Origin of the sequence: Kordiimonas sp. UBA4487, assembly GCF_002389025.1 — a bacterium.
Lineage (GTDB): Bacteria > Pseudomonadota > Alphaproteobacteria > Sphingomonadales > Kordiimonadaceae > Kordiimonas > Kordiimonas lacus.
The window spans coordinates 195,098-207,759 of the sequence record NZ_DGNR01000011.1 but is presented as its reverse complement, the minus strand read 5'-3'; the positions used below and the strand labels follow the sequence as shown (position 1 = coordinate 207,759).

Genomic DNA, 12,662 nt, shown 5'->3' with positions numbered 1-12,662 from the left:
AGCTTGTTGGGGGAAGCATGGGGCAGGACAGTCAAGCGGGCGCTTGGGGCGCGCTTTCTTCCTTGAAAGAAGAACCTGTAACGCAGCCCGTGTCGCTGCCGTCTTTTCGCGTTGGCAAAGTGCTATCCGACACCTTCGCCATATTTTTTGCCAATTTTTTCCGGTTCTGGGCCGTAGCGCTGGTTGTGATGGCGCCGACCGCTATCGGTTTCTGGGCCATGGGTGTCTTTATGGGCCCAGCTCCGGACGCACCGATGCCAGCCGATCCCATTGGATTTTTCATCAGCTTTTTTGGCACATTGGCGTGGGTCCTGGCTTCTATTGCCGTGATGATGGCCGCGGTGATCTATGGCGCGATAGAATACCAGACAGGGCGTAAGGCCCCACTGGTCGACATGCTGAAAGTTGGCGTGCGATCAGGTGTCCCGGTTGTGGTCGCAATGGTGCTGTCAGTCATACTCTATATGATCGGCTGGATGCTGTTCATTGTGCCGGGCATCATTGTTGCCATGATGCTGTGTGTCACCGTACCAGCCATTGTTGCCGAAAAGTTGGGTCCACTGAAGGCAATACGCCGCAGTCGGGAGCTGACGTCAGGGTTCAAATGGCCGATTTTGGGGTGCTTCCTTGTCATGGCCGTCGTGGCACAGGTTGTTAATTTGGCTTTGATGATGCCCATGATACTGGGCAGCACAGTGAACGTCACACCAGGAACTGTGGGCTTTGTCTATTCGGCTGTCACCACCACCCTCATGGGGTCGGTGTATGTATTCTTTGGTTCGGGCGTTGCCTCGATCTACACAAACCTGCGCGCTGCAAAAGAGGGCACGTCGGCAGACGATATCGCAAAAGTTTTCGAATAAGGGTCAGGGGGAGAGAAAATCATGACTGATTCAACTGTAACCAATGGGGTGAACCCGGAGTTCCGCGTTGGTGAGGTGCTATCGCAAACCTTCAGCACTTATTTTGGCAACTTCTTCAAGTTTCTGGCCGTAAGCTTTATAGGCTATGTGGTTATTATTGGCGGTGTGGGATTGATTACGGGAAGCGGCCTGATGATGTCGGACCGGTCCGGGGAAATCAGCCCGTTTGTCGCACCCGGGCAATTCTTCCTGAACTTCCTGCTGACGATGGTTGCCGCTGCGGTGATCCAGGCCAGTGTCACGTTCGGAGCGGTTGAGCATCAGGCCGGCCGGTCTGCCACTGTGCTGGGTATGATAAAGGCTGGCGTCCGATCAGCAATTCCGGTGGTTCTTGCTACGGTCGTCATGTCTGTGCTGGTGTTTATCGGGTCCATCTTCCTGTTGGTGCCTGGCATCATTATCTGGTTGATGCTGTCAGTGACCGTACCGGCAATCGTGTCTGAAAAGCTCGGCATGGCTGACGGTTTGAAACGCAGCCAGGAGCTGACAACCGGCTTCAAATGGCAGGTCTTTGCTGCTTTCCTTGTTGTTTTGATTGCCATCTGGCTTTTCCAGATATTGCTTGCCACGGTTATGGTTGGCGCGGGCGCTTCCATGCTTGGTTCCAATGGGGGTAGTTCGATTTTGGCCCTTGTTGTGACCATTCTTTCAATCGCGATGGGCAGTCTTACCTATGGCCTGATGGGGTCGACAGTGGCTGCGGTTTACACCAATTTGCGGGCGGCCAAGGAAGGCACGTCGGCGGACGAGATCGCCAAGGTGTTTGCCTGATCCGATAACGCAGGCTCACTGAAATAGCATTTTCCTGATGGCGTCCCAGACTGGTGACGCCATCTTGCTTAGGGCCTTGCTTTTAGGGGCTATTTAGGTCCGGACGGTTTCTGGCCTGTGTCGAACTTGTCGGTCTTGCGCGTGCCCATCAACAGTTTGCCTTCAAGGTGTTTCCTGAGGGCATGATAGTAAGCGGACAGAAAAGCTTCCATCTGGTGCGGCAGGACCGGGTCTTCCCAGCCGATTTTCTTGATGATGGTCTCACCCGCGGTCCGGAGCTTATCGGCGGCGTCCTTGCCTTGTTGCCTAAGAAGCTCCTCGAGTGTCTGCAGCTCATAGATGCCGTAGGCATTCAGCTGCGCGGTGGTGAAGCCGTAGGCGTCCAGCGCCCCCGCTGCAGCCCCGTTGGCTTCCAGCATATCGGTGGCCAGCAACACCTTGGGTTCGCGCACCACAAGCGTGCCTGCGATCAGGTCACCCGCGCGCAGGTTGTCCTTGTTCATCATGGGCAGGAACACAAGCAGCATGGCCCAGATAAAGGCAAACAGCTGCATCAGGCCCGACACACCGGCTGATCCCGAAGAAAAGACAATACCCATGGGCACGAAAATCTCAATCTCGCGCATCATGTTGCGGGCGAAAATGGCTTCGGATGAAAGCGGCCTGCCGAACCGGTCAATCACCTTGATGCCAAGGCGCCTTTTGCCCGGTGTCTGGCCCTGCCACTTCAGCTCGAAAAACATGAAGTAGAAATTCCTGAGCGCAAAGATAAGCAGCAGAATCACAATCAGGCCGAAATGGCCGATGTTGGCCCAGCCGGTGGTGATGGCAATGGCGATGGACCCCAGGATCATGATGCCGAACAGGATCAACAGATCGATGATCACGGCACCCGCCCTGTCGCCGCGTTCGGCCAGTTCCACTTCAAGGGCCACGCCCTCGGGTGTCAGGATGCGCCGGGTTTCTTTTGCCGGGCGCCTATTGCGCTGTTTGCGGCTCATAGCTCGTCCTCCCCGGCGTCATCGGGCCTGTTGTGGCCCATGCCCAGGAAATAGACTGCCCACATGACAAGGAAGCCAAGACCGATGGCATAGCGGCTGGCATCGGATGTGACCAGCTGACGGGCGAAGCCTTCAAGAAGACCGGCAACCAGGAACATCAGGATGCAGCCAAAGGCGACCAGGGCGGCCTTCTTGCCGTATGTGGCCAGCGCTTCCATCCGGCTCAGCTTGCCGGGGAATACATAGTGCCGGGCGATTGTCAGCCCTGCGGCACCACACAGGATGATGGCCAGAATTTCGGTGGAGCCATGGATGATCAACCAGCCACCCAACTCACCCAGCAGATCTTTTTCATAGTGGAGCGCGAGAAAGGCACCCAGCATGGTGCCGTTCGTGAACAACAGCCAAATTGTGGGCAGCCCAAGGGCAAACCCAAGGGCAAAGGCCAGCAACCCGACTTGCGAATTGTGGGTAAAGAGCTGGGTGGCGAATATATTCAGGCCTTCTATCTCGTTCTTGTCCGGGTACAGCACGGCCCTGAGGTCCTCGGCCGAAGCGCCGGGTACCCGCCCGCCGGCCAGCGACCGGTCCACAAAGGTGTAGAACCATTCCGGGTTCTCCAGCACCAGGAAGAAGCCGGCCATCACGCCCAGCAGGGTCACGATCAGAGCCACCAGGAATTCCTGGCGGATCGACCGCACAGCATCGGGGATGGAGAATTGCATAAGCCGCGCGAAGGCCCTGCCAGCAGGACGCTGGTGGCCATACAGCAGGAAGTAGGCGCGGGTGGTCAGATTCTCCAGATAGTCGACAACATTCTTGTCGAGCGAGATCGACCGCGCGACGCTGAGGCTTGAAAGCGCGCCTTTATACAGGTGCGGCAACTCGAACACGTCGGTTGCGCTCAGGGACCGGATGCCTTTCTTCTCGGCCTGCAGCACCAGTTGTTCCAGCTGTTGCCAACCTTCTTCGCGTTCCTGCCGGAACTGGAAGCTTTTGGTTCCCACTGACGCCATCAGACCAGCTCCTGATTGATGATGGTGCGATACTGGTTAATCACATGACCCACCAGGTGTGCCGATTCAGGCTCCAGGCACAGTATGCCTTGCCGCCTGAGGTTCGAGAACAGAAGCTGCCGTTCCTTGAGCAGTTCAGCCGCTGTGGCCGCGCGTGAGATATCTTTGACATCCTCGACCGGCTGGTTGGCTGTGCGCTCCAGATACGGGTCCTTGAGCGCGACGAACACGACAAAATGGTGCACCGCCAGATGGCTCAGGTTCTCGCGCATCAGTTCAGCCGTTGTGGTGTCGACAAAGTCGGTGAACAGGACCACCAGCGTACGCCGGGTCAGCTGTTCCGCCAGCCGTGTCATCGCCAGCGTATAGTTGGTTTCGCTGACATCGCACTGCATGGCCGCCATATAGTGCTGCAGGTGGCTGAAGGATGTGATGCCCGACAGCGGCTTCACATAGGACCGCACCTGGCTGTCGAACGAGAACAGCCCGACCCTGTCACCGCCCTTCAGTGCCGCGTGGGCAAGCACCAGTCCGGCATTCACCATATGGTCAAGGCGTGTCAGGCCGCCCAGCCGTTCGGCCATCAGGTGGCCGGTATCGAACGCCAGGATGATCTGGTGATTGCGCTCGGCTTCGAATTCCTTGACGAGGAGGCCGCGGTAGCGCGCCGAGCGTTTCCAGTCCACCGTGCGCGGGTCCATGCCCGGGACATATTCCCGAAGCGAGGAAAATTCGCTGCCGTCACCCCGGCGTATGTCCGGCCGTGGGCCGAACTCTTCCGCCGCCGCGCCCATGAGGTCTTGGGCACTTCGGGCGGCAAGCTGGAAGTTCGGCAGGACCGGGATTTTCAGGTCCGGCGTTTCTTCAATCTGCCGTTCGGCCAGCCCCAGGGGCCCGCGCCAGCGGAACCAGACGGTCGGGATGGTGGCTGTGCCGCGGCTCAGCGGTGTCAGCGCAACCTCCGTCCAGCCGCCACCGGGCGCAATGGTCACCGGTGTCTGGGCGTCCTGGTCCAGGATGTCATTAACCTCAATGGCCACCTGAACGACGGGCAAGGCGATACCGTCCGTGCGTTCGGCACTGACCACCAGCGGCTGGCTTTCGCCGATATAGATCTGGGCCGGTTCTTCAATCAGGAAGCTGATTTTCGGTGCCCGTGGGCAGGACAGCCAGTCGATCAGCAGCAGGAACATCACAAGCGCCAGATAATACCCCGTCAGGCTCACAAGCGTGGGCGAGATCGCAAGCAGGATCACCGCCAGCGGGACGGCAGCCAGGATCAGCCAGAATGTCCTGAGGGTTGGGCGCATCAGCGGGGGGCCTTCACCTGTTCAAGAAGCTGCTGGACCACGTCACCCGCGCGGATGCCTTCGATTTCCGCAGCCGGGCTGAGGACCAGGCGGTGCCGGAGCGCGGGCAGGGCGATGCGTTTGATGTCATCGGGGATGACATAGTCGCGACCATCAAGGGCGGCACAGGCACGCGACGCGCGTGCGATCATGGTGCCGCAGCGCGGCGAGGCACCAACGCGCACGGACGGATGCTCCCGTGTGCCGCGCACCAGGTCGACGATATAGTCCAGAAGCTCCTCCGCAACCTGCAGGCCCGCGATGGTCTGGCGCATGGCGCGCAGGCTATCCAGATTCAGAATCGGGCGGATATCCATCTCGGACACCGATGGCATGGTCGCGCGGTGGCCGTGCAGGCCGAGGATGCGGCGCTCTTCTTCCCGGCTTGGATAGTCCAGGATGTGCTGGAACAGGAAGCGGTCCAGCTGGGCTTCCGGCAGCGGGTAGGTGCCCTGCTGTTCGATCGGGTTCTGGGTGGCGATCACCATGAAGCCGTCACCCAGGCTGTGGGCGGTGCCGTCGATGGTAACCTCACGTTCGTGCATGGCCTGCAACAGCGCCGCCTGTGTCTTGGGCGGTGTCCGGTTCACTTCGTCTGCCAAGAGGAGATCCGTGAAAATCGGGCCTTTGGTCAGCACGAATTCGCTGGTCTCGAACCGGTAGATGTTGGTCCCGAGCACATCGCCCGGCATCAGGTCCGGCGTGAACTGGATGCGGCCGAACTTCAGGTCAAGGCTGGCAGAGAAGGCTTGTGCCAGCAAGGTCTTGGCGACGCCGGGGACGCCCTCGAACAAAATATGGCCTTCGGAAAGCAGGCTGATCAGCAACAGGTCGACCGCGTCGTCCTGGCCGACGATGACCTTTTTCACATTATAGCGCAGGCTGTCGCCGGCGGATTTGATGTCACTTGGTGTCATTCATGATCTCCTGTTTCCAGGTATAAAATTGATTGGCAAGGGTAAGAAGGCGGCTTCTTTTTGTGCTGTCGTCATCACGCACGCGAAGGATTCGCCGTTTGATCGTAGTGAAGCCGGGCTTGACGCACCGCTTGGCAGATTGTTCGTCCAGCCAGCTGTCCAGCCGGTTGCGCTCCAGGTCGCTGGGCACATTCAGATGGCGCGCAACAGTCAGGGACTGATCGTCCACAAGGCGGATCAGGGCTTCCTGTTCCTTTTCCGCCATATGCAGGATGCGGGCGGCATTCTCAATGAAGACTGCTTTGGAATCGTCCGCCGTGGCCACATTGCGCCAGGGTGCCCCGAAGCGGCGCGTCAGCGCCAGCAGGAAGATGATCACCGCCAAGAGGGCCGCAACAGTGGCATAGACAAACGGATGGCTGAACATGGCGCGCGCCATGCTGGGGTCGCGCTTGAACCCGTGGATGATTTCATCAACCACAAGGGTTTCCCGGCCCTGAGAGACGGTTTCCAGCACGTTCAGCGCCAGGGCGGCGTTCCAGCCGCGGGCCAGGCCGTGGGTCGCGATCAGGTCGGGGTCGGACAGAATCCAGACCGGTTCTTCTTCATAGTCACGGTTGAGGCGCCCGAACAGGATGCCCTGATCGTTCCAGATGAGGGGGGTCACCTGTTCGGATTTTATCAGCTGAAGGCTATCGATGTCCGGTATGGCGCGCGGATCGAAACCATGCTGCCAGGTGCCCGCTGAAGCATCGGTCGGGCGCAGCACCTCAAGGTCTTCCCCAAGATTGCCTGCCACCGCCTTTACCTGGGCAATATTTTTCACGAAAGCCGCGCCGATCCAGTCGGCCTTGAAGCCATGCGGGATGCCCTGGCGTTTGGGCAACACGACAAGCATCGGCGCCCAGTCGATCAATTGTTCTATGCGGTCACTGCTGGCTTTGCCCCTGGGTGGTTCCAGCAGAAGCAGGGTGGAACCGGGCCCCAGCTTGCCGGTGGTATTGTGCTGGCTTTGCAGTACCTGCCAGCCAGACCTTTCGGCAATGTCCATGAAGGCGGCATGACCAATCGCCGATTTGGAAAAGCTGTTTGCCCCGTTCGAGACTTCATATTTGCCGTCGCCCTTGAAGGCGGATGTCACGGCCATGCCAAGGGTGGCCAGTATCCCGAGGAAAATAATCCAGAACAGGGCCTTTGTGGAAAAAGGCGCGGAATGGTTTGTGCCTGTCGCCATCACACTGTCCCTTTCCCGGCCTGAACCAGCAATTGATAGCGCTGGAAACAGGCTTTGTAGGTTTGTTCGGTGATGACATGGCCGGCAAAAGCGTAGGCTTCCACGGTGGCAACAAGAAACCCGAGCGCGTCGGCTGGCGATGGGGCCAGCTTGGCGTCCCTGACAATCTCGCGGCCGGTCATCCAGGGGCGCAGGCGTACAAGTTCTTGCCTGGCGAGGCCAATCAGGGCCGTCGCCAGCAACAGGCGAACAGCTTCGCCAAAATTCCCGGCCTTTGCCGCCTTTTCCGCGTCATCAAGGGAGGCGGGTTGGGCCAAAGCATGGGTGCCGGCAGGCGCCGCGCCTTTTCGTACCGTTGACCGGCGTGGCTTCCTGGTGCGGATTTTTGGGCTGGTGCTACCGGTCACCAGCACCCAGATCATCACGGCAATGGCAAAGAGACCCAGCCCCACCAGGGCATAGACGATCAGGTCACCAAGCCACCGTGGCAAGGGATTGGATTTGCGAGTGGGCTTGGGTTTTTCCAGCTCGGGCAGGCTGCGTTGATAGCTGCCTCCTTCCAGCATAGTGTCGACCTGGCGGCCTAACTCTGTATCGGGCAGAGGGGCCTTCAGCTGCACGGAGTCAGCAGCTACATCGTCACTGGTCTCGCCGTCTTTGCCCCGTTCAGTATCCCACCAGTAGGCGAGGCCAAACAGGCCGATCGAGACAGCGGCCAATATGGCCAGCTGCCGCCAGTTCTTGCTGATACCTTTTTTGAAGCCCCCCGTCATGGCGATACTCTAGAAAGACCGAATTCCCAGGTAAAGACGGAAAATCACTGAAAGTGTTTTTTATACAAGTGTCCCGAACGTAACCTAGCGTTCGTCGCCAATCTGTTTCAGTTGATCCTGAATTCTACAGGCCATCGGTTGAGAAAAGGCCCCAACCCAGTCTTCAAGCGGTTTGCCGGTGCAAAAGTCACGACCTTCGAAGCCAAAGGCGGCCTCTTCCAGGTCATCCATGTCTTCAGGTGTCAGGTCATACAGGTCGGCGCCCGGGAAGATATCCTTGATGTCTTCAACAATGACATTGCCGAAGTGCCGGAAACGACCACCATCGCGGTCCTTGATGCGGCCCTCGATTATGTTGTTGGCGATGGTGGCAAAACTGCCGTTGAAACGGACGTCAATACCGGCCGTGTTGATGATCGTGTTATTGATGATTTCGGTACTGGCGGCGTTATTGAGGTAGATGCCCACATCGTTGGGGCAATTCATGATGATATTACCGCGGATGATCCCTTTGTAATGTTCGATCTTGCAGGACCGCCCCTGGCAATAATTGGGGTTTGTGACGCCGCCGCCACCGAAAGACAGGCCAAGCCGTGCGCCGCCCTTGTGGCGCCATTCACAGATGATCAGGTTGCGTTCAAACAGGCCATGGTCTGAGTTGCCCTTGAGGAATGCTGCATAGCTGATTTTGTTGCCTGCGCCTTTTGCGAAGTCTGCAATGAAATTCTCGCGAATCACCCAGTTACGGCCTCCCACGACGTCAATAGGGGTTACCGGGTTGCCTGTGTTCCGGGGCGTGTTGTTGTAGATGACATTGTCTTCGATCAGAACATTGTCCGGGAAATATTGACGGCCGTCGATGATCTCGCCATTGCCTTTGATGGCAGCATTGAAATCGACAAACTTGACCTTTCGGACTGTCGTGTTATCGGCTTTTCCTGCGATCTGCAGGGCATGTTCGCATCTGCTGTGATTGTCGCAGATGCCGACAAATTCGATGTTTTCGAAAACCCAGTTGGCGCCCCTGATTTTGAAGGCAACAGGGCTGTCGACTTCAATGATCACTTTGCCATTGCCGGACGGTTGCACGAATATTGGCAAGTCTTTGGTGCCGCTGGCCGCCAGCACAACCTGCTTTTTGATGCGGTAGCGACCTGGGTAGATGGAAAAAATGTCCCCAGGCCGTGCCTGGTCAAAATATTTGGCAAAGTTATCGTCCGCAATGAGAACGCCATCCGCCCGGGACGGTTGGCTGAACGCCAAGAAAAGAAGGGCAGAAAAGAGGCAGATTGCGCGGTTCACCGAGATCTCCATCACACTGTTAGCCATAAGCAACCGCTACCATAGCGTTGTCATTCGCGCATGACAACGCAGGAGCAGCACCCACTCATTATTCGGGTTGTTGATGAAGCCGCGGTGAACGGTACGGGCTTTACCCGATGTGCGGTTTGCCCATCAGTCGCAGGCGGCTGATGCCCCCGTCCGGGAAAATATTGATGCGCACATGGCTGACGGGCCCCAGGTCTGCCGTTGGCTTGAAGGGGTGTTCGTCGTCTGCGCGCAGGTCCTGTTTGGACAGCAGTTCCGGCCAGAACTGGCTTTCAACCGTCAGGCTTTCATCCGTGCCGCCGGTTACCAGGGCTGCCTGCAGTGAAATATGGCTGGGGAAGTTGCCTTTGAAGAAGGCCGTGTCCACCAGGATATCTTCGATGGTGCCAGGGTGCCCCAGCTCAATGATCGCCCAGTCGTTGCCGGGTTCGCGGCGGCGGCGGGTCTCCCAGCCGTCCCCCATATTGATGCCCTTGCCGGGCGCCATGATGTTGGCCAGCACGCCGAAATGCTCATTGTTGGCCACGACGGGACGGCCACCATTTTCAAGCGCCGCCAGGTCGATGGTTTTGCCCGCGTCCGATTTGCCCCACACTTTATGCATGATGCCATAGACCCGCAGGCGCGCTACGCCGCCGTCGGGGAAGATGTTCAGGCGGAGGTGGGTCCAGGGCTGGTCACTTTCGACCGCAATCAGATGGTGGCTGTCGCCCGCCAGGTTGGTGGCGGGCACGATTTCCGTCCAGGCAGCATCCTCGCCCGGCACGTCGCCTTCTGCCACGCAGGCGTCAAGGGAAGCCGCGGGCGGGAAGTTGCCGGTGAAATGGCTGGTGTCGATGTCCACACCGCGGATGATGCCTGCCTGCCCAAGCCGGATGATGGCATGGTCGTGGCCCATGCCGCGCTTGCGGCGGCTTTCCCAGCCGTCCATCCATTTGCCGTTGTCGTCATATTTGCCAGGAATGAACACGGCATCCTCCGGCGAAATCAGGCGGGCTTTGTCGGCAAAGAAATCGTCGGTCGCGAAAGTTACCTTGGCGCCGAGACGCGGCTGGGCCAGATTGACGAGTTTGGTGAAATCGGTGCGTGTCATGGGGATACCTTCGAAACTATGTCAGGTCAGCCAGGCGTAGCCTGGCGATCTTGTGAATTTGGTCAAGTGCGGTATCGAACTCCTGCGCCCGGTCATGGTTCAGGCGGGAACGGAAGGCGGCCAGAATGTCGTAGCGGTCCAGCCCCTTCACCGCGATGATGAAAGGGAAGCCGAATTTAACCTTGTAAGCGCTATTGAGCTGGTTGAATTCATCAAGCTCGTCGGCGCTGCACTGGTCCAGGCCCGCGCCAGCCTGTTCGGACCGGGACTCGGCCGTCAGCTCATCCCTGAGCGCGGCTTTGCCTGCAAGGTCCGGGTGGGCGCAGATCAGCTTCATCTTGGCGGCTTCATCCGCTGCATCAACCACTTTGGCCATGGCGGCGGATAATTCCTCGAGCGTATCAAGGTCACTATGGTCGCAGTTTTTCCATGCGCCTTCAGCCACCCAGGGGCTGTGTTCATAAATGTGCCCATAGGCCGCCATGAAGGTGGCCTTGTCTGCGCGGCTGGCTTTCAGCTTCATGTCAGTCATGTGCCTGTGCCCTCAAACGGGTGCACCTTGCGCCAGTGGCGGGCGATGTCGATCCGGCGGGTGAACCACACATGTTCAAAGCCTTTGGCATATTCAATGAAGCGCTTCAGCGCCTGAAAGCGCCCGGGGCGCCCCACAAGGCGGCAATGCAGCCCCACGGACATCATCTTCGGATGGGTTTCGCCTTCTGCATAAAGCGTGTCGAACGTGTCCTTCAGGTAGGTGAAGAACTGGTCGCCGCAGTTGAAGCCCTGGGCGCTGGCGAAGCGCATATCGTTGGCGTCCAGCGTGTAGGGGATGATCAGTTGCGGTTCGCCCGCTACCTCTTTCCAGAAGGGCAGGTCGTCGGAATAATCGTCGGAATCATACAGGAACCCGCCATATTCGCCCACAAGGCGCATGGTGTTGGGGCCGGTGCGGCCTGTGTACCAACCATAAGGCCGCTCGCCGGTCAGCTCAGCCAAAATCTCGACCGCTTTGGCGATATGCTCGCGCTCGACGTCTTCTGGGACGTCCTGGTAATTGATCCATTTATATCCATGGCTGCAGACTTCATGCCCGGCGGCAACAATGGCGCGGGCCACGTCCGGGTGGCGCTTGAGCGCGGTGGCCACGGCAAACACAGTGATAGGGATGTCGTAATCATCAAACAGCTTCAACAAGCGCCAGACGCCAGCGCGGCTGCCGTATTCATAAAGCGATTCCATGCTCATGTGGCGTGCGCCTTCAATGCCCGGCGCGTTGATGATTTCCGACAGGAATGTTTCGGCGCCCTTGTCGCCGTGCAGGATGCTGTTCTCGCCGCCTTCCTCATAGTTCATCACCATCTGGACGGCGATGCGTGCGCCGCCGGGCCAGGAAGCCTGCGGCACATTCTGGCCGTATCCAATAAGGTCACGCGGGTAATCACTCGTGGTCATCTTGCGTCCTCAATCGTTCGCGGTGGCGAAAATCGTGTGCAGGTCCTGCTCGCCCGAGCGGGCCTCAAACACCAGCTGGCTTTCAATCGATGCCAGGTGGTGGATCAGGATATCGCCGGCCTCAGTGGCGTTGCCGCGCTCCATCGCATCCACCAGGCGCTCATGGTCGCCGCCCTTGCAGTTGGGGGCCGCGCCCGTGCGGCCATAAAGCGCGATGATCAGGCTGGTCTGGAACACAAGCTGCTCCAGGAAATTGCACATCAGGTCATTCTTCGAAAGCTGCGACAAAAGAATGTGGAATTTGCCGGTCAGGCGGATCCAGCGGGCGATGTCTGCCGCCTTCAGCGCTTGCTCCTCGTCCGCCAGATGGGTGCGCAGGCGGGCAATGTCACCCGCAGTCGCGTTCTCTATTGCTTTCTCCAGCATCGCGCGCTCCAGCACCATGCGGGCCTCAAACACCTGCCGTGCGTCCTCAGGGCTGGGTGTTGCCACGACAGCGCCCTTGTTTTTCTGAAGCTCGATAATGTTATCGCGCGTCAGCAGCAGGAAGGCACGGCGGATGGTGGTGCGGCCCACGCCGAAGATGGAACAAAGCGAATCTTCCGTCAGCTTGGTGCCCGGCGCCAGGCGCTGCTCCAAGACCCGGTCCCGAATAGCTTTGCAAACATCCTCTTCGGTAAAGGCTGTGCTCTTTGACATAATTTTGTGATCCATTGTCGGTATCATGGGAACCTGTTCAGGCCCAATTTCCCTAGGATTGTCGCGCATTTGGCGGGATTGTCAACAATTTCATAACAAAAATGT

General features: G+C 58.5%; 13 protein-coding genes. 2 read left to right on the top strand and 11 right to left on the bottom strand.

The genetic code is table 11. The features are described from left to right. Positions 1 to 17 precede the first annotated feature (17 nt). Together B3Z17_RS06475 and B3Z17_RS06470 are read left to right on the top strand one after the other, a co-directional pair. A complete protein-coding gene (locus B3Z17_RS06475) occupies positions 18 to 863 on the top strand; it encodes a hypothetical protein (protein WP_286829052.1) in 846 nt (281 codons plus the stop codon). 21 nt (positions 864 to 884) lie between these two features. After that, complete coding sequence (locus B3Z17_RS06470; protein WP_286829051.1) at positions 885 to 1,694, top strand: hypothetical protein; 810 nt, start codon at positions 885 to 887, stop codon at positions 1,692 to 1,694. Positions 1,695 to 1,783: 89 nt separating this feature from the next. Here the strand turns inward: B3Z17_RS06470 and B3Z17_RS06465 are convergent, their stop codons facing one another. From B3Z17_RS06465 to B3Z17_RS06415, 11 genes are all read right to left on the bottom strand, one after another. Continuing rightward, the gene (locus B3Z17_RS06465) at positions 1,784 to 2,695 is read right to left on the bottom strand and encodes an RDD family protein (protein ID WP_286829050.1); all 912 of its coding nucleotides are present in this window, start codon (positions 2,693 to 2,695) and stop codon (positions 1,784 to 1,786) included. Then, the gene (locus B3Z17_RS06460; protein ID WP_286829049.1) at positions 2,692 to 3,711 is read right to left on the bottom strand and encodes a stage II sporulation protein M; all 1,020 of its coding nucleotides are present in this window, start codon (positions 3,709 to 3,711) and stop codon (positions 2,692 to 2,694) included. The genes B3Z17_RS06465 and B3Z17_RS06460 overlap by 4 nt, the downstream gene beginning before the upstream one ends. Next, positions 3,711 to 5,021: a DUF58 domain-containing protein gene (locus tag B3Z17_RS06455; protein WP_286829048.1), complete on the bottom strand. Its 1,311-nt coding sequence runs from the start codon at positions 5,019 to 5,021 to the stop codon at positions 3,711 to 3,713. The genes B3Z17_RS06460 and B3Z17_RS06455 overlap by 1 nt, the downstream gene beginning before the upstream one ends. After that, entirely contained in the window at positions 5,021 to 5,977 is a 957-nt protein-coding gene (locus tag B3Z17_RS06450) for an AAA family ATPase (protein ID WP_286829047.1), read from the bottom strand. The genes B3Z17_RS06455 and B3Z17_RS06450 overlap by 1 nt, the downstream gene beginning before the upstream one ends. Next, complete coding sequence (locus B3Z17_RS06445) at positions 5,964 to 7,211, bottom strand: DUF4350 domain-containing protein (protein ID WP_286829046.1); 1,248 nt, start codon at positions 7,209 to 7,211, stop codon at positions 5,964 to 5,966. Before B3Z17_RS06445 ends, B3Z17_RS06450 begins: the two co-directional genes overlap by 14 nt. Further along, the gene (locus B3Z17_RS06440; RefSeq protein WP_286829045.1) at positions 7,211 to 7,984 is read right to left on the bottom strand and encodes a DUF4129 domain-containing protein; all 774 of its coding nucleotides are present in this window, start codon (positions 7,982 to 7,984) and stop codon (positions 7,211 to 7,213) included. The genes B3Z17_RS06445 and B3Z17_RS06440 overlap by 1 nt, the downstream gene beginning before the upstream one ends. Positions 7,985 to 8,068: 84 nt before the next feature. Then, positions 8,069 to 9,313 (bottom strand): right-handed parallel beta-helix repeat-containing protein, encoded by a 1,245-nt coding sequence (locus B3Z17_RS06435; protein ID WP_286829044.1) that lies wholly within the window; start codon positions 9,311 to 9,313, stop codon positions 8,069 to 8,071. 103 nt (positions 9,314 to 9,416) lie between these two features. Further along, a complete protein-coding gene (gene alc / locus B3Z17_RS06430; RefSeq protein ID WP_286829043.1) occupies positions 9,417 to 10,406 on the bottom strand; it encodes an allantoicase in 990 nt (329 codons plus the stop codon). 16 nt (positions 10,407 to 10,422) lie between these two features. Continuing rightward, the gene (gene uraD / locus B3Z17_RS06425; RefSeq protein ID WP_068308310.1) at positions 10,423 to 10,938 is read right to left on the bottom strand and encodes a 2-oxo-4-hydroxy-4-carboxy-5-ureidoimidazoline decarboxylase; all 516 of its coding nucleotides are present in this window, start codon (positions 10,936 to 10,938) and stop codon (positions 10,423 to 10,425) included. After that, positions 10,935 to 11,858, bottom strand: a complete 924-nt coding sequence (puuE, locus tag B3Z17_RS06420; protein ID WP_286829042.1) for an allantoinase PuuE — start codon at positions 11,856 to 11,858, stop codon at positions 10,935 to 10,937. Before puuE ends, uraD begins: the two co-directional genes overlap by 4 nt. 9 nt (positions 11,859 to 11,867) lie before the next feature. Beyond that, on the bottom strand, positions 11,868 to 12,557 hold the full coding sequence (locus tag B3Z17_RS06415; RefSeq protein WP_286829041.1) for a GntR family transcriptional regulator: 690 nt from the start codon (positions 12,555 to 12,557) through the stop codon (positions 11,868 to 11,870). Positions 12,558 to 12,662 lie beyond the last annotated feature (105 nt).

Bases quoted from the DNA above. Each gene is read 5' to 3' on its own strand.
- B3Z17_RS06475 (WP_286829052.1), top strand. From the start codon at position 18: ATGGGGCAGGACAGTCAAGCGGGCGCTTGGGGCGCGCTTTCTTCCTTG.
- B3Z17_RS06470 (WP_286829051.1), top strand. From the start codon at position 885: ATGACTGATTCAACTGTAACCAATGGGGTGAACCCGGAGTTCCGCGTT.
- B3Z17_RS06465 (WP_286829050.1), bottom strand. From the start codon at position 2,695: ATGAGCCGCAAACAGCGCAATAGGCGCCCGGCAAAAGAAACCCGGCGC.
- B3Z17_RS06460 (WP_286829049.1), bottom strand. From the start codon at position 3,711: ATGGCGTCAGTGGGAACCAAAAGCTTCCAGTTCCGGCAGGAACGCGAA.
- B3Z17_RS06455 (WP_286829048.1), bottom strand. From the start codon at position 5,021: ATGCGCCCAACCCTCAGGACATTCTGGCTGATCCTGGCTGCCGTCCCG.
- B3Z17_RS06450 (WP_286829047.1), bottom strand. From the start codon at position 5,977: ATGACACCAAGTGACATCAAATCCGCCGGCGACAGCCTGCGCTATAAT.
- B3Z17_RS06445 (WP_286829046.1), bottom strand. From the start codon at position 7,211: ATGGCGACAGGCACAAACCATTCCGCGCCTTTTTCCACAAAGGCCCTG.
- B3Z17_RS06440 (WP_286829045.1), bottom strand. From the start codon at position 7,984: ATGACGGGGGGCTTCAAAAAAGGTATCAGCAAGAACTGGCGGCAGCTG.
- B3Z17_RS06435 (WP_286829044.1), bottom strand. From the start codon at position 9,313: ATGGCTAACAGTGTGATGGAGATCTCGGTGAACCGCGCAATCTGCCTC.
- alc (WP_286829043.1), bottom strand. From the start codon at position 10,406: ATGACACGCACCGATTTCACCAAACTCGTCAATCTGGCCCAGCCGCGT.
- uraD (WP_068308310.1), bottom strand. From the start codon at position 10,938: ATGACTGACATGAAGCTGAAAGCCAGCCGCGCAGACAAGGCCACCTTC.
- puuE (WP_286829042.1), bottom strand. From the start codon at position 11,858: ATGACCACGAGTGATTACCCGCGTGACCTTATTGGATACGGCCAGAAT.
- B3Z17_RS06415 (WP_286829041.1), bottom strand. From the start codon at position 12,557: ATGTCAAAGAGCACAGCCTTTACCGAAGAGGATGTTTGCAAAGCTATT.